General features: G+C 40.1%; 15 protein-coding genes, 7 tRNA genes, 1 other RNA gene and 2 pseudogenes. 23 read left to right on the forward strand and 2 right to left on the reverse strand.

The genetic code is table 11. The features are described from left to right. The first annotated feature begins 84 nt into the window (after positions 1-84). The 17 genes and pseudogenes from L0Z67_RS04615 (at position 85) to L0Z67_RS04695 (ending at position 15,943) form a co-directional block, all read left to right on the forward strand. A tRNA-Phe gene (locus L0Z67_RS04615) sits at positions 85-160 on the forward strand. 71 nt (positions 161-231) lie between these two features. Continuing rightward, positions 232-307, forward strand: a tRNA-Thr gene (locus tag L0Z67_RS04620). Between the two features lie 116 nt (positions 308-423). After that, positions 424-499: transfer RNA gene (locus tag L0Z67_RS04625), tRNA-Phe, on the forward strand. Positions 500-556: 57 nt separating this feature from the next. After that, a tRNA-Thr gene (locus L0Z67_RS04630) sits at positions 557-632 on the forward strand. 38 nt (positions 633-670) lie between these two features. Continuing rightward, positions 671-746 (forward strand) — tRNA-Phe (locus L0Z67_RS04635). Positions 747-803: 57 nt separating this feature from the next. Further along, positions 804-879: transfer RNA gene (locus tag L0Z67_RS04640), tRNA-Thr, on the forward strand. Between the two features lie 106 nt (positions 880-985). After that, positions 986-1,061 (forward strand) — tRNA-Phe (locus L0Z67_RS04645). Between the two features lie 409 nt (positions 1,062-1,470). Next, complete coding sequence (locus L0Z67_RS04650; protein ID WP_405128490.1) at positions 1,471-4,329, forward strand: PKD domain-containing protein; 2,859 nt, start codon at positions 1,471-1,473, stop codon at positions 4,327-4,329. Between the two features lie 569 nt (positions 4,330-4,898). Beyond that, complete coding sequence (locus L0Z67_RS04655; protein WP_193988455.1) at positions 4,899-5,771, forward strand: UbiA prenyltransferase family protein; 873 nt, start codon at positions 4,899-4,901, stop codon at positions 5,769-5,771. Further along, on the forward strand, positions 5,771-6,175 hold the full coding sequence (locus L0Z67_RS04660) for a GtrA family protein (protein WP_237127733.1): 405 nt from the start codon (positions 5,771-5,773) through the stop codon (positions 6,173-6,175). Before L0Z67_RS04655 ends, L0Z67_RS04660 begins: the two co-directional genes overlap by 1 nt. Continuing rightward, positions 6,172-7,470 (forward strand): FAD-binding protein, encoded by a 1,299-nt coding sequence (locus L0Z67_RS04665; RefSeq protein WP_193988457.1) that lies wholly within the window; start codon positions 6,172-6,174, stop codon positions 7,468-7,470. The genes L0Z67_RS04660 and L0Z67_RS04665 overlap by 4 nt, the downstream gene beginning before the upstream one ends. Before the next feature lies 1 nt (position 7,471). Then, positions 7,472-8,203 carry an SDR family oxidoreductase gene (locus L0Z67_RS04670; protein WP_237114920.1) on the forward strand — a complete coding sequence of 244 codons (732 nt, stop codon included), beginning with the start codon at positions 7,472-7,474 and terminating at the stop codon, positions 8,201-8,203. Further along, positions 8,200-9,480, forward strand: coding sequence for a hypothetical protein (locus tag L0Z67_RS04675; RefSeq protein ID WP_405128491.1), 1,281 nt, complete (start codon positions 8,200-8,202; stop codon positions 9,478-9,480). Before L0Z67_RS04670 ends, L0Z67_RS04675 begins: the two co-directional genes overlap by 4 nt. 1 nt (position 9,481) lies before the next feature. Then, positions 9,482-10,066, forward strand: coding sequence for an HAD family hydrolase (locus L0Z67_RS04680; protein WP_193988460.1), 585 nt, complete (start codon positions 9,482-9,484; stop codon positions 10,064-10,066). A 150-nt stretch (positions 10,067-10,216) separates the two neighbouring features. Then, complete coding sequence (locus L0Z67_RS04685) at positions 10,217-11,623, forward strand: efflux transporter outer membrane subunit (protein ID WP_405128492.1); 1,407 nt, start codon at positions 10,217-10,219, stop codon at positions 11,621-11,623. Between the two features lie 2 nt (positions 11,624-11,625). Next, positions 11,626-12,864, forward strand: coding sequence for an efflux RND transporter periplasmic adaptor subunit (locus tag L0Z67_RS04690; protein WP_062570349.1), 1,239 nt, complete (start codon positions 11,626-11,628; stop codon positions 12,862-12,864). After that, positions 12,864-15,943, forward strand: a pseudogene (locus L0Z67_RS04695) (efflux RND transporter permease subunit). Before L0Z67_RS04690 ends, L0Z67_RS04695 begins: the two are co-directional and overlap by 1 nt. 297 nt (positions 15,944-16,240) lie before the next feature. Here the strand turns inward: L0Z67_RS04695 and ssrS are convergent. Then, a non-coding RNA gene (gene ssrS / locus L0Z67_RS04700) (6S RNA) lies at positions 16,241-16,424 on the reverse strand. A gap of 194 nt (positions 16,425-16,618) precedes the next feature. Between ssrS and L0Z67_RS04705 the strand changes: the two genes are divergently transcribed. The 4 genes from L0Z67_RS04705 to L0Z67_RS04720 are packed head-to-tail and all read left to right on the forward strand — an operon-like array spanning position 16,619 to position 20,881. Beyond that, positions 16,619-17,182: a UPF0149 family protein gene (locus L0Z67_RS04705; RefSeq protein ID WP_193988461.1), complete on the forward strand. Its 564-nt coding sequence runs from the start codon at positions 16,619-16,621 to the stop codon at positions 17,180-17,182. A 20-nt stretch (positions 17,183-17,202) separates the two neighbouring features. After that, entirely contained in the window at positions 17,203-18,528 is a 1,326-nt protein-coding gene (gene pepP, locus L0Z67_RS04710; RefSeq protein ID WP_405128493.1) for a Xaa-Pro aminopeptidase, read from the forward strand. Between the two features lie 8 nt (positions 18,529-18,536). Next, on the forward strand, positions 18,537-19,718 hold the full coding sequence (ubiH, locus tag L0Z67_RS04715) for a 2-octaprenyl-6-methoxyphenyl hydroxylase (protein WP_237114924.1): 1,182 nt from the start codon (positions 18,537-18,539) through the stop codon (positions 19,716-19,718). Next, entirely contained in the window at positions 19,715-20,881 is a 1,167-nt protein-coding gene (locus L0Z67_RS04720; protein ID WP_193988464.1) for an FAD-dependent monooxygenase, read from the forward strand. Before ubiH ends, L0Z67_RS04720 begins: the two co-directional genes overlap by 4 nt. Here the strand turns inward: L0Z67_RS04720 and L0Z67_RS04725 are convergent, their stop codons facing one another. Then, positions 20,882-21,751: an AraC family transcriptional regulator gene (locus L0Z67_RS04725; protein WP_405128494.1), complete on the reverse strand. Its 870-nt coding sequence runs from the start codon at positions 21,749-21,751 to the stop codon at positions 20,882-20,884. A 251-nt stretch (positions 21,752-22,002) separates the two neighbouring features. On the opposite strand from L0Z67_RS04725, the gene L0Z67_RS04730 reads away from it, so the two are divergent. Together L0Z67_RS04730 and L0Z67_RS04735 are read left to right on the forward strand one after the other, a co-directional pair. Next, positions 22,003-23,292 carry a TonB-dependent receptor plug domain-containing protein gene (locus L0Z67_RS04730; RefSeq protein WP_405128495.1) on the forward strand — a complete coding sequence of 430 codons (1,290 nt, stop codon included), beginning with the start codon at positions 22,003-22,005 and terminating at the stop codon, positions 23,290-23,292. 23 nt (positions 23,293-23,315) lie between these two features. Beyond that, positions 23,316-24,638: pseudogene (locus tag L0Z67_RS04735) on the forward strand (TonB-dependent receptor); the annotation flags it as partial. Between the last annotated feature and the right edge of the window lie 75 nt (positions 24,639-24,713).

Genomic DNA, 24,713 nt, shown 5'->3' on the forward strand with positions numbered 1-24,713 from the left:
ATTGCCCAGATAGCTCAGTCGGTAGAGCCATTTGGAGTTGCATTGAAAATCCTCTTTGGATATTCAGCACAAAAACCGAATATTGCCCAGATAGCTCAGTCGGTAGAGCAGAGGATTGAAAATCCTCGTGTCGGTGGTTCGATTCCGCCTCTGGGCACCATTATTTAATATATTGGTGTTATCTCTAATAGTGAGAACATTAGTATTGTGCAAAGCACACAAATTTAGTGTGCCGACTTAGCTCAGTTGGTAGAGCAACTGACTTGTAATCAGTAGGTCATCCGTTCAACTCGGATAGTCGGCACCATTTATTTAAACATCAAGCTTCTAGCTTTTTGTTATGCCCAGATAGCTCAGTTAGTAGAGCCATTGGGAGTTGCATTGAAAATCCTCTTCGGATGTTCAGCACAAAAACAGAATATTGCCCAGATAGCTCAGTCGGTAGAGCAGAGGATTGAAAATCCTCGTGTCGGTGGTTCGATTCCGCCTCTGGGCACCATTATTTGATAATCTCTTTTAAAGTGATTATAGTGCACAGCGCACACAAATTTAGTGTGCCGACTTAGCTCAGTTGGTAGAGCAACTGACTTGTAATCAGTAGGTCATCCGTTCAACTCGGATAGTCGGCACCATTTATTATCCTTGGCAGCAAATTGCAGTCAGGAACTTAGCCCAGATAGCTCAGTCGGTAGAGCAGAGGATTGAAAATCCTCGTGTCGGTGGTTCGATTCCGCCTCTGGGCACCATTATTTGATAATCTCTTTTAAAGTGATTATAGTGCACAGCGCACGCAAATTTAGTGTGCCGACTTAGCTCAGTTGGTAGAGCAACTGACTTGTAATCAGTAGGTCATCCGTTCAACTCGGATAGTCGGCACCATTTATTTTAAACGAAAGTTTAGAATGCCCAGATAGCTCAGTCGGTAGAGCCATTGGGAATTGCATTGAAAATCCTCTTTGGATATTCAGCATAAAAACCGAATATTGCCCAGATAGCTCAGTCGGTAGAGCAGAGGATTGAAAATCCTCGTGTCGGTGGTTCGATTCCGCCTCTGGGCACCATCCTTTGCTACTTCAAACTATTTCCCTAAATCAATATTAAAAATTTATAATTAATTTGGTTTTTAAGCAATAAGCACATGTTTTTTAAGTGTTTGTTTCCCTAATTCAACGTGTTAGAGTTTTACTCAATAAATTATTGCTCAAAGATTATGCTTTTTAGTTGAGTTATGCCAACATGTGATAGTATTTTGTCACTTTTAGGGACTTGATTAGATGCTACTTATCAAAAAATCATTGTCATGATCAAATTATGCGAAAAGAAAAAGATATAGCAACATTGTCGAAAGTGCCTAAATAACAAAGGGTATTTTAAAAACAACGCACTTAACTAAGAAGGTTAGGCCTAAATTTTATATTGGTTTAATTTAATTATATGATTTTAAATTAAGTAGTCATATAGTTAAACGTCATGGTAAGCACATTTAAATGGACAGGAATATTTAATATGGATATTAAGAATATCGCACTATCTATCACATTTAGTCTTTTATTTTTGGTCGGCTGTGGTGGTAGTGGTGGTGAAGATAACCCTCCACAAAGCACTCCAGAAGCGCCTACAGATACGCCAGTGGCGAATACTTCACCCACTTTAAGTTTGAGTCCCGAAGTAGAAGTTAATGAATTAACTGAGGTTATAATTAATGCAGAGGCAACAGATTCCGATGGAACAATTACTTCAATAAAGTGGGAACAAGTATCAGGAGAACCAGTCTCTTTAAATGATACAGATAAGTTGGTACTTTCGTTCACATCACCAAAAGTCTTAGCTTATGAAGTTGAAAAGTCGTTTACTTTTAAGTTAGTCGTTACGGATGATCAAGCTGCATCCGCTGAAGCAGAAGTGAATGTTAAAGTTATCCCTACTAATAACCTTCCTGTTGCTGAAGCCGGAGATAACAAGACTTTCCTAGAAAATGAATTAGTAAGCTTAAGTTGTGATGAAAGCTACGATCCAGATGGTTCTGCTATAAGCTATAACTGGGAACAAGTAGAAGGACCTGAGGTTAAAGTACTTAGTGCAGATACCTGTAACCCCTCATTTAAATTGCCTCTAGGGTCAAGTCAGCTAAGTTTTAAGTTAACAGTAGAAGATGAGGATAAAACCACCTCTTCTGACTTAGTGAGCATTGTTGGTAAGGAGTATTCGGGTACGATAAATAGCTTTAATAAAGAAAGTTTAATTTTTCGTGATGAGTACTCTAGTGACTCAACCTACTCTTTTTCTGCAAGTGTAGAAAAAGGCATCGCTTTTACCTCGGATAACAGTCGATTAAAAGCTTTAGATATATCTGATCCTTACAATATTCGAGCGTTCGGTTGGGAGAGTGCTCAAAATGGTTATCAGGCGAGTGTGATTTTTGATGATCTATTGATTGCTGAGGGAAGAACTGGACTTTGGTTCTATGATATAAGCGACATTTCAAATATAAATCTTGTAAGTTCTATTGAAAATGCTTTCCAAAACAAAAAATTTGCTAGGTATAAAAATATAGTTTATGTATCTTCAAGTGAATTTGGGATTGAAGCGATTGATATTTCTAATTTAGCATCGCCTCGCTATATAGATAGTAACACCTTAAATGAGAGTCTTTCTGGAGTAAATGACTTAAAAATTAAAGGAGATTTTTTATATGTTGCAACTGAAAGTGAGGGGTTGAAGGTATTTAATGTATCAACGCCACTTGAGTCTATTTTAGTGGCTGAGTTACAGTGTGATTGCTCTTTCAAACAAATCGAAATAAATGAGAATATAGCAGCATTAACTGGTTCAAAACAAAGCTTGCTGCTCGTTGATATTTCATTACCTACACAATTGAGCGTCATTTCAGAAACAAGCGTATCATCCCAGAATATTGCTATGGCCATTGCTAAAAACGTTATTGCGGTTGGTGATAGCTCCGAAAGTGTCCGTTTTTTAGATATATCTGATCCTAATTTTCCTAAATGGGTAGGTAAATTACCAAACACTATAGCCTCAAAATGGCTAACTTTTCATGAAGACACTTTGCTTTTAGTAGACTATTTTAGTTCAAGCCTAGAAAGTTTTGACATTTCTTCTCTTTCAGCTCCTCTAACAAAAGAATATCAAGTTGATCAAAATTTTCAGTTAAATTCACTGGTCGTTGAAGATGAGGTTTTATACTTATCTAGCAAAGATAATAGATTAATTATTAAAGATGCCTCTAATTATGAACAGCCAGAAGTATTGAGTGAAGTTACAGTTTCCAAAGCGAATAAACTTCTAATTAGTGAAGATTTATTGTTTGTTGGTACTCAGAGCGAAGGTTTACATATCCTTAATGTTAGTGATAAGAGAGCTCCTTTTTCAGTGGGTAATATCCCATCGGCTAACCCAGTAAATGCTTTGGCTGTGAAGGGTGATAAACTTCTAATTAATACAGCTAATTCAAACCTAGTTTTATATGATATAAGTGAACCTAGTGAGCCAGTAGATAAGTCAGTATTACATGGTTTAGCATCTAGAGGTGGGGCAATTTCTGATATATCCACCTCTGGAAATACAGTTCACGTTGCTGCTGAAAATGAAGCTGCGATTATCAATATTAATGAAAATAATGAGCTCAACAAACAAGGGTATTTTTTTAAAGATTGGTTTGGAGATGATAGCTGGCACTACGTCTCAATTGTTTCCTATAAAGATTACGTATATTTGTTGAGTAAATATTATGGACTAAGGATACTGAACATTTCAGAACCCGAAAACATTATTGAAGAAGCACGCCTACTGAATATTTCTGGAACTAGTTTAAAGTTAATTGGTAATGAGCTGTATGTCGTTGATCCAGAAACTGGCATTTCAAAGTACTCTATCAAAGCACCCAGCAGCCCAAAATTGTTAAGTAGTTACATAACAAGTGATTATGTTACAGATATAGCGATTCAAGGAGATAAGATCTTTAATATGGAGTGGAGTAGGGATCCGACTGCTTATTATTACAACTACTCTTTGCCTAAGAATGGATACTCTGTTTTTGATTTTGATAAGTTACTCAACGTGACTGGTGGTAAAGCAAGAGCAACTGCAGGTTCGAATTTAACTTATGATGTAACATGGGATTTTGACGGTAAAATAAAGCTGGATTGTATTGTGAGTGGAGGGGAATGTGAAGTGACTCTCGATACACAAAATAACAGTGCTAAAGTCTTGTGGAACACTCCTATTAGTAAAGGTGAATATCAAATTTCGATATTAATAGGTAATACCAGCTTTTTTAACTCATATGAAGACATGTTAATTTTAGATTGAGTTTTTACTACATATTAAAATGCGTACTCTCCTGCAATTAGGGAGAGTACTTCGAGCCATTAAGTTGATGCAGTCTTTAGATACTCTATTACATTACGCTGTAACACGTTAAAAAAATAGGACTTTGGTTTTCCCCCTATCTTTACATTCTTATAGTTAAATCTCTCCTTTAATTGCAATCTATTTAGGTCGACTCAAAAGGGAAAAAGATACATATGATCCTTTAGCAAAGTAGCTGGCAGTTACCTTGCCAGAATATAATAAGATTACACTAAATTATTAATTCAGGTATTCAAACAGTAATCTATCTTTAATTGTCTTTACATATCATAGAGAGGGTCCTATTTAGCTAGAAAATGAATCAATATTGAGCCGCCAATGCTTTTGAGATTTTTAGTACGAAAAATAGGAATATTTAAAAACTCATTTAATATCAAATGATAAAGTAGTACTATGTGGTTTAACTATAGAGAGTTCGTATTAACTGAAGCACTCTCTATTCCTAGAAGGAACCGTAAAGCTTCTATTTTTTAGAAACTTGTAATTGCATTAAGGGAAATTCTTAGTACATGCTTACTTTTAATGATATTTTTAAGTTAATTAGACCTCATCAATATATAAAGAATTTTTTTGTTTTCGCTCCACTTTTTTTTGCTGCAAAATTCACGAATATTTCACTTCTAATCGACACCACTGTTGCTTTTTTTGCTTTTTCTTTAGCTGCCAGTTCAATATATGTTTTAAATGACTATTTGGATATTGAGGATGATAAAAAACATCCCAAAAAAAGGATGCGCCCATTAGCTTCTGGAGCAATTAGTAAGCCGCAAGCAATTCTAATTATGATCATCATGTTTTCTTCTAGCGTCGCCTTGTTAGTTTCAACTTCCGTTGAAGCATTAGGTATTATGCTTATTTATGTTTGTATGAATATTGCGTACAGCGTGCGCCTTAAGCATGTTGCGATACTAGATGTTACGATTATAGCTATTGGCTTCGTATTAAGACTTTTTATTGGTTCGGTGGTTACTAATATCCCTTTGTCGTCTTGGATTGTCGTGATGACATTTCTTCTTGCGCTTTTTATGGCTTTAGCTAAAAGGCGTGACGATGTGCTCATTTACCTTGATACAGGTAAAAAAATGAGGAAAGTGATTGATGGCTATAACCTGCAGCTTGTAGATACTGCTATGGCAATTATGGCTTCTGTTGTTATTATTGCTTATATCACCTATACAACTTCTGCGGAAGTGGCTGCAAGAGTTGATAGCTCTTATCTTTACTTGACCGCTCTTTTTGTCACTTTAGGCATTATGAGGTATTTACAGATTGCATACGTGCACCTAGACAGTGGCTCCCCTACAAAAATTGTAACTAAAGATAGATTTATTCAACTAGTGCTAGTGGGTTGGCTTATATCTTTTACTTGGATACTTTATTAATGTTGTTGGTTAAATATTCAATTTTTGCGGCGTTTTCTATCTCAGTAAATTTAGCCTTTCAATTTCTTAGTTTCAAACTCTATACGGGCTTCGGCTCGTTGTATCTTGGGATGTTTGTCGGAACTTTATCCGGTTTAGTAGCTAAATATTTTTTAGATAAAAAATGGATTTTTTATCATGTAACAGCGGGAAAGTCAGATGATGCAAAGAAGTTCGCTTTATATTCATTGATGGGTGTTTTTACCACGATGATTTTTTGGGGAACTGAAATAATATTTGATTATCTAGTTCCAATTCATAATGCTAAGTATATTGGCGCTATTTTAGGCCTAACTATCGGCTATGTTATCAAATACAACCTTGATAAAAAATACGTATTTGTTGAAGGGGGGAAATCTCGATGAAATGCAGCGGGTGGGGCCGATACCCTCAAGTTGATTGTGAAGAATTTTCCATTAGTCAAAAAACCAACTTGAACGAACTCATAACTCATTGTGACTCTGCTATTGCGTTTGGCAATGGTCGAAGTTACGGAGACAGCGCTCTTGGCAGTCACATAATGAAGCTTAAACAAAGAGATTACTTTTTGAGTTTCGATCATAAAACTGGTTTGCTGCATGTACAGGCTGGCGTATTGTTGAGTGAGATTATTGAGCACTATGTTCCGCTTGGTTGGTTTTTGAAAGTTACGCCAGGTACTAAGCTAATCACTGTAGGTGGCGCAATAGCGTCTGATGTACATGGTAAAAATCACCATATTGAAGGGTGCTTCAGTGAATGTGTACATGAATTTACAATCATGCTTGCAAATGGTGAAATCACAACTTGCGACAAAGAGCAAAATCCTGACTTATTTCATGCCACATGCGGTGGACAAGGCCTCACAGGCGTTATCTTGGATGCAAAAATATACCTTAAAAAGATTAACTCTCAATTCATCAGTCAAACAACAATTAAAACAAAAAATTTAAAAGAAACTTTTGAGGCATTTGAAAAATATAAAAATATGCCATATTCGGTTGCTTGGATTGATTGTCTTGCTAAGGGAAGTAGCAAAGGTAAGAGTTTATTAATGGTTGGTGATTTCAGAGATGATTGTGAGCTTGAGTATAAACATAAGCATCAAGTTTCAATCCCATTTAACTTTCCGACGTGGTCTCTTAATAACTGGAGTGTAAGCGCGTTTAATTGGATTTATTATCATAAAGTTACAGAGAAAATTTCGCATCAAAAGGTGGATATTGACTCATTCTTTTATCCATTGGATGCTTTGGGGAATTGGAATCGTATATATGGGAAAAATGGGTTTACTCAATATCAATTTATTTTACCTAAAGAAACCAGTTATGAAGGTTTAGATGAGATACTTTCGACGATCGCTGAGTCTGGGAAGGGCTCCTTTTTAGCTGTACTAAAACTCTATGGTAAAGCAAATGATAACTGGCTTTCTTTTCCTATGGAGGGTTACAGTCTCGCACTAGACTTTAAAGTCGAACCCGAATTATTCCAGCTTTTTGAGGTATTGGATAAAGTTGTACTTAAATACGGTGGTCGTTTTTATTTAGCTAAAGACGCAAGAGTCTCAAAAGAAGTTTTCGAGCAGGGTTATCCTAATATTGAGAAGTTTAGAGAGTTTCGTAAAAAAAATCATATGGATATAAAGTTTCAATCATTACAATCAAAGAGAGTAGGAATTTAATATGAGTTATGTCCTTATCGTCGGCGCAAAAAGCGATATAGCTAAAGCCATAGCAAGGGAGTATGCAAAGCATGGCTATGATCTTTACCTGGCTGCAAGGAATAGCGCAGAGCTCGCTGATTTTGCTAATGATATTAACGTAAGAACTCAACGGAAAGTAAAGCTGGTCGAGCTTGATATATTGGCATATCAAAGTCATCAGGCAGTATATGATTCTTTAGAAGAAAAACCTTTAGGAGTTATAACAGCTGTTGGCTACCTCGGAGAACAAAAAAAAGCACAGGTCAACTTTGATGAGGCTCAGCGTATTTTAGACACAAACTACACTGGCGTTGTTAGTTTCTTAAATATAGTTGCTAATGATTTCGAACAGCGAAAAAGTGGCTTTATTGTTGGGATTAGTTCAGTAGCTGGTGAACGGGGACGTAAAAGCAATTACCTCTACGGCTCAGCAAAAGCGGCACTTACCGCTTATCTTTCTGGATTGCGAAATAGGTTACATCAAGCTCATGTGCAAGTTCTGACTGTAAAGCCAGGTTTTGTTGCAACAAAGATGACTGAGGGGATGGATTTACCTAAGAAATTAACAGCAACGCCCGAGGAAGTGGCGTCTGATATTTTTTCTGCGCAGCAAAAAGGTAAAAATTCAATTTATACAAAGTGGATTTGGAAGTACATTATGCTAGTGATAAAACTTATACCAGAATGGAAGTTCAAAGGTATGAGTATATGAACACGACGTTCTTTCAGGGTAAGGATAAAGCTTTTACCATATTGCTTTGCATGGGAATATTTTATGTTTTAGCGCTCCCCTTGATCCTGTTTAACATTAATTATGGGCGGGCTTTTGATGATCAGAAACTATTTCATTACCCGACTATTTTACATTTTATTCAAAGCTTAGATTTTTCTGATTATCCCTCAGCAACAACTCCAGGATATCATGTTCTGTTAGGATTTGTTGGTCAGCTATTTTCGTCAAATGAGATAATACTCAAGCTTACTAGCTCCGCTTTTACGGCTGCCCTTATTGGTATAATCGTGGAAAGACTATATAGTCACTTTGGTAAGTTACATAGCATCTTGCTTTCACTTCCAATGATATTATCTATTTACATTTTTCCATCAGGGGTATGGTTATTGCCAGATAACCTTGCTTGGTTGACTGTTTTGGGTGTGTTTATCATTGCGACAAAGTCTGAGTTATTGAATAAACATTTTTTGTATTTAGCTTTCATTCTAATTTTAGCTATGATGGTTAGGCAACCTTTTTTATGGCTTGCATCAACTATTTGGGCTAGCGCATTAGCTTACTATTCCTATAACACAGCTGAGCTATCTGATAGAGGCAGCTTTTTGTTAAAAGGAGTGCTTGCAACTTTACCCGCATTTGCCATTTTTTATTACTTCTATGTGCTATGGGGAGGCCTTGTTCCTCCCTCATTTCAGAATAGTCACCAAAATATTAGTCTGGCTACACCTGCGTTCTTTTTAAGTGTATTCGCTTTTTATAGTTTGTTCTTCTTGCCAGTTATGTATGGGACTATACGAGATGTTATTTCTAGCTCTAAGTTTAAATGGGTAATGTTTGGCTGTGTGATTGGATTTATTATTGCAGTTATTCCTGATACCAGCTACAGCAAGGAGTTGGGTAGATACTCTGGATTGTGGAATTTTGTAAAAATAGCTCCTACTATTGCTGATAAATCAACTTTTATCATGCTCTTATCCTCACTCGGTGGTGGCCTTTTCGTTTTGTTTTGTACGGTGCTTCCTCCACGCATTCGCTTAATATTTGCTTTGTCCACGATTGCATTTGTGTTCTCACTAATGCCAAATAAGTATGTTTTTGAACGGTATATGTCTGGTTACATATTCATCTTTATTTATTGTACCTTGTGTCATATCAAACTTAAGAATAACCCACTACCAGCTGTGGTTGCTTGGTCTGGACCTGTTATCTTCGCAGCCTTCAATGGTTTAGTTTTAGTTAGAAGTATGTTGGCATAATATGAAAATTGCTTTTTTTGACTTTGATGGCACGATCACTACTGATGATAGCCTAATTAAGTTTATTCGGTTTGCCGTTGGTGATTTTAAAATGATGTTAGGCATGTTCCTTTTATCTCCAATGCTAGTGGCATTTAAGCTAAAAATAATTCCTAACTACATAGCAAAGCAAAAGATGTTGGCATATTTCTTTAAAGGAATGAAGGAAAGCACGTTTAAGCAACTTGCACATGAGTACTCTTTAAACCATATTGATAGTATGCTTAGAGAAAAAGCAATGGCTAAAATTGCTTGGCATAAGGAGCAAGGTCACCGTGTAGTGATAGTTTCAGCCTCAATTGAGAGCTGGTTGGCACCTTGGTGTGCAAAACATGATATCGAATTGCTGGGCACACAGTTAGAGTTTAAAAGTGGTTTTGTTACAGGGGAGCTTGCAACAAAAAATTGCTTTGGACCCGAAAAAGTTTCGAGAATTAAAACCGCTTATACTCTTTCTGAATTTGAACATATTTATGCTTATGGCGATAGTTCTGGTGATACAGAGCTTCTTGAATTAGCTGATACGTCTGGTTATCGTATTTTTTAATTTGATGTGTATCAGTTATTTTATCCCTAAAGTTTAGCCATTTATCGTATACCTATGTCAGACAGTGTAATTTTATGTAAAGTCAGTTGAGCAAAGCTTAACGTGGTGCTTGAATAACATTCATAAATTGATGTTTTTCAGGTTTTTAGAATGAATTGGCAATATAAGCCGAGTTTATTGGCTTTAAGTGTAATTTTGCTAAGTGCATGTGCGAGCCAGCCGACTCACCATGAGCGAGTCGTTGAGCTTGAGACTGTGCCAAGTGCATGGCAGCAACTTCCTTCGGGTGACAAGGTGCTTGCTGTTGAAGATAACTGGCTACAGCAATTACACGATCCTCAAGTTTTTACTTTAGTTGAGCAAGCATTAGGTTATAACCAAGCAATTTTACAAGCGGGTTACGATGTAGCGATTAAAGAGCAGCAGCTTATTGCTGCAGGGGCAGATTTATGGCCCAGTCTTGATTTATCAACACGTGCTAGCCGTAGTAAAGATAATCGCCCTGTTAATTATAACAACGCCAGCTCAGCATCATTAGAATTAAGCTACGAAGTTGATTTATGGGGTAAATTATCGTCCTCAGAACGACAAGCAAACCTTGAATACCTAGCTGAAAAAGCCACATTTTCGCAAAGCAAACAACAATTAGTAGCTGATGTAGTATCAGGTTGGTTTGATGTAATCACAAATCAAAAACTGCTCGAACTTTATAAACAGCGCGAACAAAATGCCGAACAGAATTTATCGATCATTGAATCTGGTTATCGCCAAGGTTTAAATGAAGCGCTTGATGTCTATCTTGCGCGTAATGAGCTAAATACAGAGCGCTCGAACATTGCCGCGCAGCAAGCAACGTTAACTAAATCGATTCGTGATTTAGAGCGTTTAACAGGCCAATACCCAACTGGCGCGTTAAGCGTTAGCGCAGACTTGCCATTACTTGAGAATACTATACCACTGGGCTTGCCTTCAGAGCTCATCACCCGCAAACCCGAGTTAATGGCAAGTTGGTATCAATTACTTAGCACCGATGCTGGGCTTGCTTATGCGCATAAACAGCGTTTTCCAAGCTTAAATCTTTCAGCATCGATCAGTGATAGCACGGATAGAATGAGCGACTTATTTTCACCTTCAAGCTTAGCGTGGTCGTTGATTGGTAGTATTTCGATGCCGCTTTTTGAAGGAGGCCGCTTAAAAGCCAATGAAGAACAAGCAAGGCTCAATGTTAAGCGCCAAGAGCAGGCGTATCTTGCCACACTTTATGATGCCTTTAACGATGTTGAAACAGCGATCAGCCAAGAACAAGCGCTTAAAGTACGCTACGAAAAAACCTTAGAAGCGCAAGAAAACGCTATAGCTGCAGAGCGTTTGTCTTTTGAACAATATCAAAGTGGTTTGGTTACCTATACCACGGTACTTGATGCGCAAGACCGTTCGTTCAATGCGCAAAGTTCGGTCATTGAACTAAAAAACCAGCTTATTAAAAATCGAATTAACTTACACATTGCCCTTGGTGGTGACTTTAGTGCAGCAAATAGCGAAGTAGAAGAGCAATAATCATGAATAGCAAGACACGTAAAATATTAATCCCACTTGTAGTGATAGCTGTGACGGTACTGCTCGTCATGTTTATTAAAGGCAACCCACCACAAGCAAACCGCTTTTCTTCACCACCGAAAGCGAAAGTAAATGTTGCTGTTAAAACGCTGACGCCAGAATCCTATCAAGTGATGATAGATAGTTTTGGAACGGTTAAGCCGCGTACGCAAAGTTTGTTAGTTGCTCAGGCCTCAGGGCAAATTATCGAAATTAGTGAGCAATTCCGTGAAGGTGGCTTTTTTGAAAAAGGCGATGTGTTGTTGCAGCTAGACGATAGAGATCACCGCGCCGAAGTGAAATCAGCCCAGGCGGCTTTATTAACCGCTGAACAAGGCTTACTTGAAGAACAAGCCCGCGGTCGCCAAGCTGAAACCGATTGGCAGCGCTTAGGTAAGGGCGATGAAGCTAGTAGCTTAGTGCTGCGTAAACCACAATTAGCTGCAGCTGAAGCAAGTGTATTGTCGGCTCAAGCCGCCCTTGAAAAAGCCAAGCTCGATTTAGAGCGTACAAAAGTCACGGCACCATACGCGGGTCGTGTTTTAAGTCGTAGCGTAGACTTAGGTCAAGTGGTGACTAATAACATGGAACTTGCCAGCATTTATGCAATTGACCGTGTTGAAATACGCTTACCAATCAAAAATAAAGACTTACCGTTCATTAACTTACCAGAGCAATTTCGTGATGGTGCTAAAAATAGCGCGGGCTCATTAGTTAAATTTAGCTCAGATCTCGTTGGCAAGCAGCATTGGCAAGGTCAAGTTATTCGTACCGAAGGGGCTATTGACGAAAATGCGCAGCAGCTTTATGTGGTTGCACAAATTAATGACCCTTATAAAGCAACATCTATAAATCAATACCCAATCAAAATTGGTCAATATATCAAAGCGCAGATTACCGGTAAGACGATTGATAATGCCATTGTGATCCCAAATAGCGCGATTTACCAAGGCACTTATGTTTATGTTGAAGAGCAAGGTGTGTTACGTCGTAAAAATATTTCACTTGCTTGGCAAAATGCTAATCAAGCTGTTGTTGCTGAAGGTTTGTCTGCAGGCGATAACTTAGTGATTACACCACTTGGTCAAGTGAGCTCAGGTACGCAAGTGACGGTAATGGGAAGCGAAGAGTATCAAGCTACGAGGGGGAAAGCTAAGCGCCTCAATAATCAAGAGCAACCTAAAGAGCAGGGAGCGCAATAATGATTGCTTGGTTTACAAAGAATCATGTTGCAGCAAACTTATTGCTGATCAGCATTTTATTAGCGGGGCTATTTAGCGTTTCGACACAAATCCCGCTTGAGGTATTTCCATCGTTTGAGTCTGATCGCATTAGTGTCAGTGTATCACTTCGTGGCTCGACGCCTGAGGATGTAGAAAAAGGAGTCTCTATTCGCATTGAGGAAGCTGTTCAAGATCTTGAAGGTGTAAAGCGGATCACGAGTCGTTCATCAGAAGGCTCTTCATCAGTAAGTATTGAGGTCGAGACAGGGTATGATCCAAGGGAGCTATTGGCTGATATTAAAAGTCGAGTAGATGCGATTAACACCTTTCCGGTTGATGCGGAAAAGCCGATAGTTTCGCTTGCCGAATGGAAGCGCGAAGTTATCGCAGTATCTGTTTCAAGTATTTATGGTGAAAAAGAAACACTTGAATACGCAGAAACTGTACGTGATGAGCTTTTGCGTTTGCCAAGTGTAACTCAAGTTGAGTTAAGCGGTGTTCGTAATTACGAAATAGCCATAGAGGTGAGTCAAGATACTTTGCGACAATATGATTTGAGTTTAGCGGATATTTCTTCAGCTATTAAGAACTCAAGCACAGACGTTTCTGCTGGTAATTTAAAAACAGAGGGGGGGATGTACTTATTCGCTCTAAAGGGCAAGCATATCGTAAGGATGAGTTTGCTAATATAGTGGTTAAGAACCAAGCCGATGGCACTATTATCCGTTTAGGTGATATTGCCCGTATTAGTGATGATTTTGAAGAAACGCCAGTGCGTACTCGTTTCAATGGTAAACAGGCTGCTTTTATTGATGTGTATCGTATTGGCCCGCAAAGTGCGATTGAAGTTGCAGATGCGGTAAAAAATTATATTACTGAGCATCAAAGCCAACTACCGGAAGGGTTTGAGTTAAGTTATTGGGATGATGACTCAGAAGTTGTAAAAAGCCGCATAGCAACGCTTACTAGTAACGCAATTCAGGGCGGAATTTTAGTCCTTGCGCTACTTACCTTATTTTTGCGTCCTGCCATTGCATTTTGGGTATTTATTGGCATACCTGTATCGTTTATGGGCGCATTTTTGATAATGCCTATCTTTGGTATAACACTCAATGTAATCAGCTTATTTGGTTTTATTTTAGTGCTCGGTATTGTTGTAGATGATGCCATTGTTACTGGTGAAAACGTTTATACACACTTAAAAACGGCAGAAAGTGGTGAGCAAGCCGCTATTCGTGGAACGCAAGAAGTGGCAACCCCAGTAACATTTGGTGTACTCACGACAGTTGCGGCATTTTTACCTCTTGCTTTTATTGAAGGTGCCCGGGGCGCTATTTTTGCACAAATTCCTGTTGTGGTTATTCCGGTTTTACTGTTTTCTTTGATTGAGTCTAAGTTTGTATTACCAGCTCACTTAAAATACTTAAAGTTACGTCATGAAAAGGGCGAACCATCGAAATTAGAGCGTCTTCAACAGCGCTTTGCTGATGGCTTTGAACACGCAATAATGAAGTATTACCAACCACTACTTAATCTAGCCTTGAAGAATAAAATGGCTACGGTTAGTTTATTTGTCGGTATTTTTGTAATTATTGTTACCTTGATAACAAGTGGTTGGACTAAATTTACGTTTTTCCCGCGTATTCCAAGTGAAACTGTGCGTGCATCCGTTACTTTTCCTGCCGGAACACCGTTTGAAGTGACCAATAAATACGTCATTAAAATGTCAGACAAGGCAAAAGAATTACAAGATAAATACCGTGATGAAGACGGCCAAAGTGTGATTCTAAATATTTTGGCAACCACCGGTGGTCGAGGTGGTTCGTCAAATACGGGTAGTGTTAGATTTGAGATCATGCCGGCTGAAAAGCGTGAATCAGATATTGGCTCCCGAGAGCTTGCCAGCGAATGGCGTGAGCTTATCGGTATTATTCCTGGCGCTGAAAGTGTCACTTTCCGTGCTGAGTTTGGCCGAACATCGAGCCCGATTGATGTACAGCTAAGCGGCAGCTCAATTGAAATGCTTGAAGCAGTAGCTGAAAAAGTGAAAGAACGGTTATCGACCTATCCAACTGTATACGAAATTGCTGATAGCATGTCAGATGGTAAAGAAGAGCTGCAAATTGAGCTGACAGAACAAGGTTTAGCGCTTGGTTTAAACCGTGTTGATGTATCGCAGCAAGTGCGTAACTCGTTCTTTGGTGCGCAGGTGCAGCGCATTCAACGTGGGCGCGACGATGTGCGGGTAATGGTGCGTTTACCGATTGAAGAGCGCCGCTCGGTTGCAGATTTAAAAGACATTCTTATTAAAACACCTGCTGGTGGTACTGTGCCGCTTTCGCACGTGGCGACTTTAGTGCCGGGGCAAAGCCCATCGTCTATTTATCGTATTGATCGCTATCGCACACTGAATGTAACGGCCGATGTTGAAAAATCAAATACTAACATGACGGTACTGCAAGCAGACTTAAAAGCCTACTTAGATGAGCTCATGGTGCAATACCCAGGTGTTGATTACACACTCGAAGGTGAAGCCAAAGAGCAGCGTGAATCATTTGGTTCACTGGCCTGGGGCCTCGTGTTTGTATTCTTTATTATTTATGCGCTATTAGCGATACCGTTTAAATCCTATATGCAGCCATTAATTGTGATGAGTGTTATACCATTTGGCATGATAGGTGCGGTAATGGGTCACTGGATAATGGGTATGGAGTTAACCATTATGAGCTTACTTGGCATGTTAGCCCTGATAGGCGTGGTAGTGAATGACTCACTGGTGCTGGTTGATTTCATTAATAAAAAGCGTGAAGAAGGCGGTGATTTACTCGAAACTGTGAAAATGGCAGGTGCAGCACGTTTTCGCCCCGTTATGCTAACCAGTTTAACCACCTTTATTGGTTTAATGCCGCTGTTATTTGAAAAAGCAACGCAAGCACAATTCCTTATTCCGATGGCAGTAAGCCTTGGCTTTGGAATCATCTTCGCAACCCTTATCACCTTGCTTTTAGTGCCAGCTAATTACCTATTAATGGAGCGCTTTCAGGGATGGTTTAAATAAGGCGTGAAGATAAAAATTGGCGCTTGGTTGAGACTAGGTGCTAGGAGCTAGGACGCGGGATAAATCTGCTGCTACGGGTAACGATGTGGTGGCGGATTTATCCCACGTTTTAACGCCGAAAAATATAAGAGTTATTAGATATCAGTCGCCAGAAGTTAAATTAGATTGTGTCTACACATCGTTAAAGTGAAATGCTCACCCGTAGGCGTGAAATTTATTTCGCGCGAATAAGTTAGTTATTGTAAAAGCGAAAAACTACAGAGAAGATTTCGATATCTGATAGATAAAAAAGAAAAGGTGTTCCCCAAGTATGCGGTGCCCGGTGTCAGTCCTGAAACCTTGAGGTTTCAGGGCGGGAATCTGCGGTTTACCGTAGGCTTCTCGGTACATGCCGAGCTTGCACAATAGTAGACGAACAGAAACCCTAACATAAAATTTATCGGCTCAGGGACTTAACCAAGCTCCTGCACCCTAGGGAACACCTTTAGTATATAAGACAAGTTTCGATCCTTAAACCATAGAAGTAAAAAAAGCGGATCGTTCGGGTAGTTTTTCCCCACCTTTAACTGCTTATTTACTTTTCAGATTGCTTTTTGACCTCAATCATACAATTAATTGGAGTTGCGATTTATCGAGTGGTAGCATGGCGTTACTTAGCCGAACAAAGAAAAAGTTATGAGCACGTTACCTGATTACCAACAAGCCCAATTGTTATTAGAAAAAAATGAAATTTTTGTCGCACCAGCCGAAGCCCATGGTGTGATCAGTGGTTTATTAGCCTGTGGCATCAATATTGAAGCCGACGAATACTTAGGTTTATTAAGCGATGTATTCAACGATGGCTTAGCCTTCAATAAAGATTTAAAAGCATTTTTTGCTGATGTGTATTCTCAGGTTGTTGCCAGCTTTAGCGATGAAGAATTTCAATTTGACCTATTCTTACCAAGCGACGACGAAACACTGATCGATTTAGCCAATGGCTTAGTATCTTGGGTATCGGGTTTTATGCTTGGTTTTGGTTTAAAACAAAAAGATTACGGCAAGTTATCAGCTGATGTGAAAGAAGTGATCAGCGACTTTAGTGAAATTACCCGCCTAGACACCCTATTTGAAGAGACTGAAGAAGACAGCCAAGCTCTGCACGAAGTGATCGAGTATGTGCGTGTTTCTGCGCTGTTATGTTTTGCTGAGCTAGGTAAAGAGCCCGCAGACCAAAACCCTAAGAAGACCCTTCACTAATCAAATTACAGAGGTTTAGTATGTCGTCTATTGCAATCGATAAAGCTGAATTTAAAGCCCGTCGTGAGCGCTTGCTTGCGATGATGGATAAAAACAGCGTGGCTATTATTCCTGCGGCAGGAGAAGTAACACGTAGTCGTGATACTGAGTATGCATTTCGCCAAGACAGTGATTTTTTCTACCTAACAGGGTTTAACGAACCGGATGCGGTTTTAGTACTGTGTCCTTCGAGCAATACGCCAAGTACCCTAATTTGCCGTAACAAAGACAAGCTGGCTGAAATATGGCATGGTCGCAGAATAGGCTTCGAAAAGGCTAAATCTGAGTACTTATTCGACGCAACTTGTCCACTTACTGAACTAGATGAACAATTATTAGATTTGGTGAACGGCCAGCAGATTTTATTTTATGCACAAGGCACTTATGCAAACTTTGATGCAAAGGTTTGGGATATATTAAGCACACTTCGCGGCGCACCTAAAAAAGGTTACAAAGCTCCGCATACCATCAAAGATATTCGCGGTTTAGTGCACGAAATGCGTTTGTTTAAATCTGACGCAGAATTAAACATTATGCGCGCAGCGTGCGAAATTAGTGCACAAGGTCATATTCGCGCTATGCAATTTGCCAAACCTGGCGCAACTGAATACCAATTAGAAGCAGAGCTTCATCATCATTTCGCAATGAATGGTGCTCGTCATCCTGCTTATGGCACGATTGTCGGCAGTGGCGACAACGCCAATATTTTGCACTACACACAAAATGACGCTGAGCTAAAAGATGGTGATTTAGTGTTAATCGATTCTGGCTGTGAACTTGAAGGGTATGCGGCAGATATCACACGCACTTTCCCAATCAATGGCAAATTTAGCGATCCACAAGCGGCGCTTTACAATATTGTATTAGCAGCTCAAGAGGCGGCATTTAGCCAAGTAAAACCGGGTGGTAGCTTATCTAAAGCGAATGAATTGGCTTCGACGGTACTGACGCAAGGGCTCATTGATTTAGGCATTCTAACGGGCGAGCTTGATGAGCTAATGGCAAACCAAGCGTGCAAAGCGTTTTACATGCATGGCCTTGGCCACTGGTTAGGGTTAGATGTTCACGATGTTGGCGAATATAAGCTTGATGAAAAAGAGCGTGTATTTGAGCCAGGCATGGTGCTCACTATCGAGCCGGGTTTATATATTAGCGAAGATGCAAAAGCACCGGAGCAATATAAAGGCATTGGTATTCGTATTGAAGATAACTTACTTGTCACTCAAGATGGCCATGAAAATCTGACCATTTCGGTTCCTAAAACCATTCGTGACATTGAAGCAGTGATGCAAGCAAATAAAGGCTAGGAGCAAGCGTGGCAAAGCAGTTTGATATTGTCATTATCGGCGGTGGAATGGCGGGTGCAAGTTGTGCACTGGGCCTAAAACAGAGCAATAAGCAGTTATCAATCGCTGTAATTGAAGCAAATGAAGTAAGCGCAGACTATCACCCAAGCTTTGATGATAGAAGCATTGCGCTGGCTCAGCAGTCGGTGCAGTACTTAAAATCAATCAATGCCTTTGATTGCCAAGCGCCATTTGCGGCAGCGATTGAAAAAGTAACCGTATCTGATCGTGGCCATTTTGGTAAAACACATATTGATTGCCAAGAATACGGCCATGATGCCCTTGGCTATGTGGTCGAAGTGAATCCATTTGGGCGTAGTCTTCATCAGCAACTCATAGGTACTGACGTCAGTTTATTTTGCCCTGATACAGTCGCCAAACTTGAATACCAGAGCGACTGTGCCAACGTCACGCTAAGCTCCGATGAGCAGTTAAGCGCAAAGCTTGTGGTGATTGCCGATGGCGCTCATTCGCAAAGCCGTAAACTGGCTAATATTGAGTTTAATACCCGCGCGTATCAGCAAGCGGCGATTATTGCCAACATCGAAGTAGCTGGTGGTCATCATCATCATGCCTTTGAGCGTTTTACCGAGCACGGCCCAATGGCACTGTTGCCAATGAGTAATAATCGATACTCGTTGGTGTGGTGTATGGAGCCTGAGCAAGTTGAGCACACTATGGCGCTTGAAGACGATGCCTTTTTAGCTGCGTTACAAAAAGCATTTGGTTACTGCGGCGGTTCATTTAGCAAAGTGGGTATGCGTGCAAGCTACCCGCTTGTGTACGGTAAAGCAGAATCACTGAGCAGCCACCGCACAGTATTAATTGGTAATGCAGGCCACGCTATTCACCCAATTGCCGGGCAGGGCTTTAATTTAGGCCTGCGTGATGTGCAATTATTGTGTGATATGGCTAATAGAAGCGACCTTGGTGATTACGCCTTTACCCGTTATTACAGTCAAACTCGCAGTAAAGATATTACTACCGTGATGACACTCACAGACAGCCTAGTGCGTTTGTTCTCAAACTCATCACGATTGCTCGCGCTTGGTCGCAGCATTGGCCTTTTCTCAATGGATTTATTCTCCTCGTTAAAAACCCCGCTGGCAAAACAGCTTATGGGTCAGGTTAAGCAAGGTAAACGGATATGAAACAAGCACAAGTTTGTATTGTCGGTGGTGGCTGTGTTGGCCTTACGCTAGCACTAGGTTTAGCAAAAGCAGATATCAGCGTGGTGGTGATTGACGCGAGTAAAAATCAAACCTTACCGGGTGATGATTACGCACTTCGCGTGAGCGCGTTAAGCCTAGCTAGTCAGGGCTTACTCGAGTCTTTAAATGTTTGGCCAGAGATCATTAAACACCGTGCTACACCGTATACGTCGATGGATGTACGTGATCAAGACAGCTTTGGTAAAATTCATTTTGATCATAACGATCTCGACTTACCACAGCTAGGTCATATCGTTGAAAACGACATTATTCGCTATGCTTTAATTAGTGAACTTGAAAAGCAAAGTAATGCCACTTTACTGTTCGAAACCCGTTATCAGCAAATTCATCAAACTGACTCTGATGTGTTTATTACCCTTGAAAGTGGCGAGCCTGTGATTGCTAAATTATTAGTGGCGGCTGATGGTGCTAACTCGGCTATTCGCAAGCAGTTCAACATGCCAATTACCTTTAAAGATTATGACCATCACGCCATTGTCGCCACGGTGAAAACTGCTGATGAGCATAACAACACGGCACGCCAAGTGTTTTTGCCAACAGGGCCGCTGGCGTTCTTACCCTTGCCAGATAAACACACTCACTCAATTGTCTGGTCAACAAGCCCAGAGCATTGCGACACACTTTTAGCGCTTGATGATAGCAACTTTAATAAAGCGGTTATGGCAGCCCTCGATGGCCAATGCGGTTTATGTGAAGTGCGAAGTGAGCGCATGGCGTTTCCGCTTAAGATGCGTTATGCCCAGCAGTGGGTGTCGGGCAACGTGGTATTAATGGGCGATGCAGCACATACCATTCACCCATTAGCTGGTTTAGGTATGAACCTTGGCCTAAAAGACGCCGCTTATTTAATTACCCTTTTAAGTAATGAGCAAGGCGAGTTTGCAAGTGCACGCACGCTGCGTGATTATGAACGTACTCGTAAGCTTGATGCGCAAAAACACATTGCTATGATGCAAGGCTTAAAAGAGCTATTTGCAGGGGCTAACCCACTGAAAAAACTTGTCCGTGGCGTTGGTTTAAGCCTTGTAGACAACCTTGGGCCAATTAAGCACTTATTTGCCAAAGAGGCCATTGGTAAATAACTATATTAGCGATTTTTGTTTCAAACGTTTTCTAAATTGGCTCGGTGTCGAGCCTTTTAATGTTAAAAACCGTCGATTAAAGTTTGATGCGTTTTTAAATCCGCACTGATCGCTAATTGCTGTGATAGAACGATTAGTATTAATAAGTAACTTGCATGCCTTACCAATTCTAAGCTGATTAATAAACTCAGTGAGCGTTCGCTCCATTCGTTTTTTAAAAAAACGATGAAAATGATTTGTACTCATATGTGCCATTTTAGCGAGTTGCTCTGCGTATAATGGCTCTGTGTAGTATTGGTAGATATACTCAATTACTTTATCAAACTTATCTTTGCTAGGATCTGTTCTGTCGGTATATCGAAACCCAGAGCTTGATAACGACAAGGCACTGTTATCTTGGCTCATAAGTCTTAGTAATTTTAATAGTCCTAAATATTGCTCAAACGGCTCACTGAGTTCAATTTCTTCAAAGTATGATTTAGCGTGTCGAGCGCATGCTTTTGAAAATTTTAATCCTTGATAAGAGTCTAGGAGTAATCCTTCTAGGGAGTGTAGCTCAGGGTGGCTATCAACCAGTTGAAATAACCATTGCTTGGGGATTTGTGCAACATGAACAACTTGGTTGCTCTGATCCTGATTGGGTGTTGATTGCCATGTGTGGGGTAAATCAGGGCCGAGTAAAACTAAATCTAACTCGTCATAAGGCGCAATATAATCACCAATATGACATACACCTTGGCTATTCAGTGTTAAACAGACTTCAAATTCCGGATGGTAATGCCAATTAAATGGAATGTAATCAAGCTGATATTTACAGTATCGCCACGATGAGTTTGTATTGGGGATCACTTTTTCGCACATTGCACGCATTGAATCAGCCTATTATTATTTTTAATTTTCTTATTTGAGCAAATGTTAAGATTGATAGTGATACTATTCTATTACCTTTTGGTATTAACCTACTCCAAGCTTATTCTCATTTATTATCATGGTTTAAATTTTCGTCATAAATAGGCATTAATTGATAGAAAAATACTAGAACAGGTAAGAATTGTACCTCTTAACGTGAGGTTAACGGGATAACCTAGTGCCGCTTTTATAACAATAAATAGGGACTAGGAATGAAGATTAAACACACCAAAGCGCCATTTCGACTGAGCATATTGGCAATCTGTACTTCAACATTATTTAGCGCACCAACAACAAGTTATGCTCAGGAAGTTGATGCTACAGACGACATCGAAACCATCGAAGTAAGAGGCATTCGCCGCTCATTAGAAGCATCCATGAATACCAAACGATTTGCTGACGGTGTTGTCGATGCTATCACCGCAGAAGATATTGGTAAGTTTCCAGATAAAAATATTGGTGATGCACTGCAACGTATTTCAGGGGTAACTGTTGACCGTCAATATGGCGAAGTAAGTGGCGTGACAATCCGTGGTACAGCACCTGAGCAGTCACGTGTGTTATTAAATGGACAAACAGTGGCAAGTACATCTTGGTATGACTTAGGCCCTGCCACACGTACTTTCAATATGGAGCTATTATCGGCTGAGCAAGTATCTGCTGTTGAAGTGTTCAAAACGCCGGAAGCAAATATTGAAGAAGGTGCTCTAGGCGGCACGGTTAACTTAACAACGCGTAAGCCTTTAGACCTTGATACAAATACGCTCATGGTGTCGGCTGAGCTGGCAAGAAGCTCGCTGTACGATGAAACGGATCCTGGCGGTTCTGTGCTATTCAGTTGGAAAGACGATAACGAAAAATTTGGTGTGCTAGCAGCCTATTCATATGAACAGTTAACATCTGGTCGTCATGTATTAGAGTCCATAGGTGGCTATTACGAGTACTTCGCAGAAGATCAAAGTACAAATCAACAATCAACGGTAGGTGCATGGAGTATTGGCTCGCAAGCATTTAAAGCAGAGCGTGAGAGAACAAGTGCGCAACTCACGGCACAGTTTACACCAATCGATAATACAGAGTTTGTCGTTGATTATTTTCGTTTTGAATTCGATAACCCGCATGTAAACCATAACTTTTTAACAGTCAGTGCGCGTGGTATGGGCTCATCTAATGTTGTTAATAATTCATTAGGGGGAACAGAGCAGGCAACAATCGAGCCTGGGTATGCATCTATTATATACAACCCTGTGGTGCGTAATGCCGTTAACATGAAGGCTGATGTATTAAACCTATCGGGTAAATATGTAGGCGATAGCTTTACTTTATCAGGGGTTATTGGTCAGTCGACATCCGATGGTGGTACTCAGTTTGGTGCATCTTCTTGGTGGATCCCTGCAACAGATGAAGGCGATAAAATTGGCGATCCGGCATTTCCTGATGGACAAAATAGTACCGATGGGGGTTTACCTATGATGCAACAGGACCCTACCAAGTATGGTTAACATCACTTGATGCGACAGATGCTTCGCAGCTTAAGCATGCACAAGAAGCTAACTATGAAACCACAGTTCAAGAGCATGAAGTGAGCTATGCGCAATTAGATCTTGAATTTATCCTAGACGGCCAATTTTTTACTGCGCTTGAAACCGGTATTAAATTTAATCGCAGTGAGTTTTCTCGGGTCGCGTTTAATCGTAATCCCGATGAAATAATTGGTTTTGTGCCAGACAGTAATTTTGCAAACTGGAGTGGCGGTGTTTTTACAGGCCTACACTCACAATCTTCAGGCCACACACTTGATTCATATGCCTATCTTGATACCGACAAATGGTGGGGGTTTATTTCAGATAAATATAAAGCCGGTGCGCTCACTGAAGTTGCAAATCTAGGTAATACCTTCTCGGTTGATGAAGATATGATTGCTGTGTACGTAAAAGCCGATTTCAGCGGTGAAAACTATCGCGGTAATATGGGGGTGCGCTATGTTGAAACAGAACAAACATCACAAGGTTTTGCAACAGGTCAGCAGTTTGAAGAAACCATCGATTACGATAACTTCTTACCAAGCATTAACTTTGCCTATGATTTAACAGACAACATTATTATTCGTGCGGCAGCATCGCAGGTAATGGCGCGTACCAACTACAGTGATTTAAAACCTGGTTTAGCTATTAATGAAAACTTTGGTAATGCAACAGGGGGTAATCCAGATTTAAAACCTTATGAGGCTGATCAAGCTGATTTAGGCATAGAGTATTACTTCACAGACGCATCAATGTTTTCAGCAGCGTTATTTACTAAACAGATTGAGAATGTTGTCTTCTCAACAGAAGCGGTTGAAACCGTTGATGGCTGTGGTGCGAGCCCAGATCTTTATGATCAATGCCGTGTGACCAGACCGCGTAGTAATGGTGACGGTGAAGTAACAGGTTTAGAGCTACAGCTTCAACATAGCTTCGATAATGGGGTTGGCTTTATAACCAATTACACTTACGTTGATAGCGAAACCAATACCCCTGATAACACCAAAGAAATGGTGCCAGGGGTGTCGGAAAATAGCTTCAATGCATCATTGTTTTATGAAAATGCTTACATCAGCACTCGACTTGCGTACAACTGGCGCAGCGAGTGGATTGGTGTTGGTGCGGCCCAAGCTGTGAAAAACGATGATTATCAGCAAATTGATGCTTCAATCATTTGGCATGCGATGGAAAACCTTGATGTCAGCCTTGAAGGCGTAAACCTGACCAACGAGGTTATCCAATCATACGACACCAATTATGGTCTTACACAAAATACCATTGAATTTGGTTCTCGTTACTATCTAAGTGTTAGCTATAAATTTTAATGGAGTTAGGCCGTGTAATACGGCCTAAACACCCTATGAAAGAAATTAAAAAGTTAGCAATTTTAGGGGGTGGTA

The organism is Pseudoalteromonas sp. PB2-1 (genome assembly GCF_045040605.1).
In the GTDB taxonomy this organism is placed as follows: domain Bacteria; phylum Pseudomonadota; class Gammaproteobacteria; order Enterobacterales; family Alteromonadaceae; genus Pseudoalteromonas; species Pseudoalteromonas arabiensis.